Origin of the sequence: Kitasatospora sp. NPDC093558 (genome assembly GCF_040683475.1) — a bacterium.
Lineage (GTDB): Bacteria > Actinomycetota > Actinomycetes > Streptomycetales > Streptomycetaceae > Kitasatospora.
Genome location: NZ_JBFBDY010000527.1, coordinates 1 through 4454, shown reverse-complemented (window position 1 = coordinate 4454; position 4454 = coordinate 1). Strand labels below are relative to the sequence as shown.

Annotated in this window: 6 protein-coding genes; 4 read left to right on the top strand and 2 right to left on the bottom strand. The window is 71.9% G+C overall.

The window, feature by feature from the left end; genetic code table 11:
- Positions 1 to 1186, top strand: a 1186-nt coding sequence (locus AB0O00_RS30685) for a DUF885 domain-containing protein (protein WP_363657300.1), incomplete at its 5' end; no start/stop codon positions are given.
- A gap of 88 nt (positions 1187 to 1274) precedes the next feature.
- On the opposite strand, the gene AB0O00_RS30680 is transcribed toward AB0O00_RS30685, so the two are convergent.
- The gene (locus AB0O00_RS30680) at positions 1275 to 2234 is read right to left on the bottom strand and encodes a DUF5937 family protein (RefSeq protein ID WP_363657298.1); all 960 of its coding nucleotides are present in this window, start codon (positions 2232 to 2234) and stop codon (positions 1275 to 1277) included.
- Positions 2235 to 2300: 66 nt separating this feature from the next.
- Between AB0O00_RS30680 and AB0O00_RS30675 the strand changes: the two genes are divergently transcribed.
- Positions 2301 to 2423, top strand: a complete 123-nt coding sequence (locus AB0O00_RS30675) for a hypothetical protein (protein WP_363657296.1) — start codon at positions 2301 to 2303, stop codon at positions 2421 to 2423.
- A 42-nt stretch (positions 2424 to 2465) separates the two neighbouring features.
- Positions 2466 to 3140 (top strand): SDR family NAD(P)-dependent oxidoreductase, encoded by a 675-nt coding sequence (locus AB0O00_RS30670; RefSeq protein ID WP_363657294.1) that lies wholly within the window; start codon positions 2466 to 2468, stop codon positions 3138 to 3140.
- Positions 3141 to 3198: 58 nt separating this feature from the next.
- On the opposite strand, the gene bla is transcribed toward AB0O00_RS30670, so the two are convergent.
- Complete coding sequence (gene bla, locus AB0O00_RS30665; RefSeq protein WP_363657292.1) at positions 3199 to 4122, bottom strand: class A beta-lactamase; 924 nt, start codon at positions 4120 to 4122, stop codon at positions 3199 to 3201.
- Positions 4123 to 4240: 118 nt separating this feature from the next.
- On the opposite strand from bla, the gene AB0O00_RS30660 reads away from it, so the two are divergent.
- A partial coding sequence (locus AB0O00_RS30660; protein ID WP_363657290.1) for a LysR family transcriptional regulator occupies positions 4241 to 4454 on the top strand: 214 nt, incomplete at its 3' end.

The window sequence follows — 4454 nt, the reverse complement described above, 5'->3', positions numbered from 1 at the left end:
CTGGACCGGCCGGGCCGACGGCCGGGCGAGCTGGTTCGCCGGCTTCGTCGCGGACGGCCCCGCCGGGCTGCGGCGCGAACTCGACACCGCCGCCGAGCGGGCGACCACTGCCGTCGACGCCTTCCGCGACTGGCTGCACGCCACCTACCTGCCCGCCGCCGACGGCACCCCGGACGCCGTCGGCCCCGAGCGCTACCTGCGCTCCGCCCGCTGGGCCAACGGCGCCGACCTCGACCCGGCCGAGGCGTACGCGTGGGCGTGGGAGGAGTTCCACCGGACGGCCGCCGAGATGCGGGCCGAGTCCGAGCGCATCCTCCCGGGCGCGGGCGTGCGCGCCACCATGGACCACCTCAACGAGCACGGCCACGCGATCGAGGGCGAGGAGAACGTCCGGGCCTGGCTCCAGCAGATCATCGACGAGGCGATCGACGCGCTCGACGGCACCCACTTCGACATCTCGGGCCCGATGCGGCGCGTCGAGGCCAGGATCGCGCCCCCGGGAAGCTCCGGTGCGCCCTACTACACGGGCCCCAGCCTCGACTTCACCCGCCCCGGCCGCACCTACCTGCCCACCCTCGGCCAACAGACCTTCCCCACCTGGGAGATCGTCAGCACCTGGTACCACGAGGGCGTCCCCGGCCACCACCTCCAGACCGCTCGCTGGACCGCCTCCGCCGACCGCCTGAGCACCTACCAGATCACCCTCGGCGCCGTCAGCGCCAACAAGGAGGGCTGGGCGCTCTACGCGGAGCGGCTGATGGACGAACTCGGCTTCCTCACCGACCCCGCGCGCCGCCTCGGGTACCTCGACAAGCAGATGCTCCGCATCATCCGCGTGATCGTCGACATCGGCATGCACCTGCGCCTCGCGATCCCCGCGGGGTCCGCCGGTGACCAATGGGGCGGTCACCCCGGCGAACGCTGGACCCCGGAGCTGGCCGACGCGTTCATGGCCGCGCACCACGGCAGCGAGGCCCCGCGCCGCACCAGCGAGATCGACCGCTACCTGGGCTGGCCCGGCCAGGCCATCGGCTACAAACTCGGCGAACGCGCCTGGCTGGAAGGCCGCGAAGCCGCCCGCCACCGCCAGGGCCCGGCCTTCGACCTCCGCACCTGGCACACCCACGCCCTCTCCCAGGGCTCCCTGGGCCTGGACGACCTGACCGCCAACCTGGCCGCGCTGTAGGCGACTTCGCAGGCGAGCGAGGAGTGGGAAGTCGGCCGGTCCGACTTCCCACTCCGCGTTAAGTGACCATCGGCAGCTCCCCGACCCGTCAAGGGCGCTGCGAGGCCGCGTTCAGGAGAGTACGTCCGGCCTCGGTCAGCTCGTGCGTGGCCGTGCGACCGGCCCGGCTGCTGTCGATCAACCCGGCGTCTCGCAGGATCGCCAGGTGTTCGCTGGCCGTCGCGGGAGTGACACCCACCAGCCGGGCCACGACGGACGTCTGCAGCGGAGTGGCGAGCGCGGCCAGGATCCTCGCTCGCGTCACTCCCAGAAGGCGGTCGAGCGTCCTCGGAGTGGGAGGTGCCGACCAGAGGTACCGCCCGGATGCCGGGTAATAGATCGCCGGCGTCCAGTGGTCCGAGGTGGTGCACTGCATCCGGTCGGTGATGAACAGCGACGGAACGAGAATGAGTCCTTCAGGGCAGTCGACGGCGATGTCGACGGTCTTCTCCACGGTGACGGTGTCGCCCTCGCACGCAGCGGAAGGGTGCAGGCGCGGAAGGACTGCGCGCAGCCCCTCGCGGTTGACCTGGATGGCCCGGTCCAGCATCTCGGCACGCAGCGCCTGCCGCATGGACGGCCATTCCGGTTCGACGACCGTCTTCCAGAGGCGGCGCAGCGCATCGGCGGCCTCGGACCTGGCACGGTCGGGGTCTTCGAGCAGTCGGCGGCCGACTTCCGCCCCGCGTCCCGTCGTTGCGTCGACCAGCTCGGCGTACGTCTGGTCCGCCGGTGCGGCGAGCAAGGCCTCCATGCCTTCCTCGAACGTCGGCTCACTGGACATCGGCGACGGGTCGAGGAAGTCGGGCCGATACGCGCCATCGGCCATGAAGACCGTGAGCGCCCCCAGGTCGGGGAGCGGGAGATGGCGGCGACGGCGAAGCCACGGGTGGAACATCGGGTGACGCTGCGGTTCGGTCAAGAGCTGGGCCAGGCCGACCACTTCGTGGATCGGCGACATCGCCCACCGCACACTCGCAGCACCGGCGCCCAATCGGTAGCGGATCACCGCACCATTGTTAGGCCACCGCCGAAGTGAGCGCGAGCAAAGCGGCGAAGCCCCGAGACTCGGGCCATGACCGACACGGAGTCGATCGCCCGGTGTTCCGAGGAACCCGAGCGTGACCTGAGCCGGCTTCACGGAGCCCACGCCAACCGTGTCGTCACGCTCGGCAAGACCGCGCTCACCGTCGCCTGATCCATCCCCATCCCCAACGGGATTCCCAGCAAAGGATCCACTGTGCCCAGCATCGCCATCGTCGGAGCCGGCCCCGGTATGGGCCTGGCCATCGCCCGTACCTTCGGCTCCCGCGGCTTCGACGTCGCTCTCGTCGCCCGCAACCGCGACAAGCTCGACGACCTGGTCGGCCGGCTCGACGCCGAAGGCATCACCGCCGCCGCGTTCCCGGCGGATGTCCTCGACACCGACGCACTCACCCAGGCGCTCAAGGACGCCGCCACCCGCTTCGGCGGCATCGACGTCCTGGAGTACTCCCCGGCCGGGAGCCTCGGCTCCACGCCGCTCACCGCTCCGTCCGAGACCGACCCGTCCGACGTGCAGTGGGCGATGGACTTCCTGCTCTACGGGGCCATCGCCGCCACACGGGCCGTGCTGCCCGCGATGCGCGAGGCCGGCGCGGGCACTCTGCTCTACACCAACGGCGCCGGCTCGGTCGACCCCACGCCGATGCTCGGCAACCTCAACGCCGCCCAGGCCGCGCTGCGCAACTGGGTACTCGGCCTGCACAAGGAACTGGCCGACACCGGCGTCCAGGCCGCGCACGTCGCCATCGGCGCGTGGATCGGCACGGACGGTCCGCCCGGAGTGCCGGCGGCCTCGGCCGAGGAGGTCGCCCCCCTCTACTGGGACCTGCACACGCACCGCGACGAGGTCGAGCGCGTCTTCACCGTGTGACGCCGTCCCGGCTCTCCCTGCTGCTGCGGGACAGGGCATCGTCAACGGTCTCCTCAGGTCAGCCGAGCGTGCCGACGACTGCCTTCGTCGCCTGGGCGATGAGGGCGTCGTCGGAGGTGGCCTTGGGCTTGCCGCGGTCGGAGAGGACGACGATGACGATCGGGCTGCGTCCGCCGGAGGGCCATGTGACGGCGACGTCGTTGCGGGTGCCGTACTCCCCGGTGCCCGTCTTGTCGCCGACCTTCCAGTCGGCGGGCAGGCCCGCGCGGATGTAGGGGCCGCCGGTCGTGTTGCCGACGAGCCAGTCGGTCAGCAGCCGGCGCCGGTCCTCGGCGAGGACGTCGCCGAGGACGTAGCGGCGCAGGTCGGCGGCGAGGGCGCGGGGCGTGCTGGTGTCGCGCGTGTCGCCCGGGGTGGCCTCGTTGAGGCTGGGTTCGGTGCGGTCGACGCTGGTGGTCGGGTCGCCGAGCTCGCGCAGGGACGTCTGCACGGCCGCCGGGCCGCCGAGCTCGGCGGTGACGAGGTTCGCCGCGGTGTTGTCGCTGTACTGGATGGCGGCGGCGGCCAGGTCGCGCACCGTCATGCCGGTGGCGACGTGCTGCGACGCGATCGGCGCCCACTCCAGGACGTCCTCCTGGCGGTACGTGACCACCTTGTCCAGCTGTTCGTCGGACGCCTTGCGCAGCAGGGCCCCGGCCGCAAGGGACTTGATCGTGGACGCGAACGCGAACCGCTCGTCGGCGCGGTGGACGACCTCCCGGCCGCTGCCGGTGTCCAGTGCGTAGACGCCGAGACGGGCGCCGAACTGCTGCTCAAGTCCGGTGAAGGCATCGGCCGTTGTGGCGGTGGCGGTGGCGGTGGCGGTGGCGGTGGGCGCCGTGGCGCCGGCCCGGTCGTTCTGGCCGCACCCGCTCAGCAGGGCGACCGCCACCAGGGCGACGGCGGGCAGTGCGGTGCGGGGGCGGCGGAGTGCAAGGGTCATGAGTGATCTCCCGGGTGGGTCGTGGTGCCTTCGCCCTCACCTAAACAGCCCGTCAGCACTCCAGTCCAAGAGCTCAATGGTGAACGGATCCATACGAAAATGCCTATGATGGCTGGCCATGGACCTGCTGGGGCACCTCCGCCACTTCCGCGCCGTCGCCGAGGAACGGCACTTCGGCCGTGCCGCCGAGCGCCTGCGGATCGCCCAGCCCTCGCTCTCCCAGCGGATCCGGCGCCTCGAACAGGAACTCGGCGTGACCCTGTTCGACCGCGGTCCGCGCGGCGTCGACCTCACGCCGGCGGGCCGGCTGCTGCTCACGGAGGCGGAGGAGG

Bases quoted from the DNA above. Each gene is read 5' to 3' on its own strand.
- AB0O00_RS30675 (WP_363657296.1), top strand. From the start codon at position 2,301: ATGACCGACACGGAGTCGATCGCCCGGTGTTCCGAGGAACCCGAGCGT.
- bla (WP_363657292.1), bottom strand. From the start codon at position 4,122: ATGACCCTTGCACTCCGCCGCCCCCGCACCGCACTGCCCGCCGTCGCC.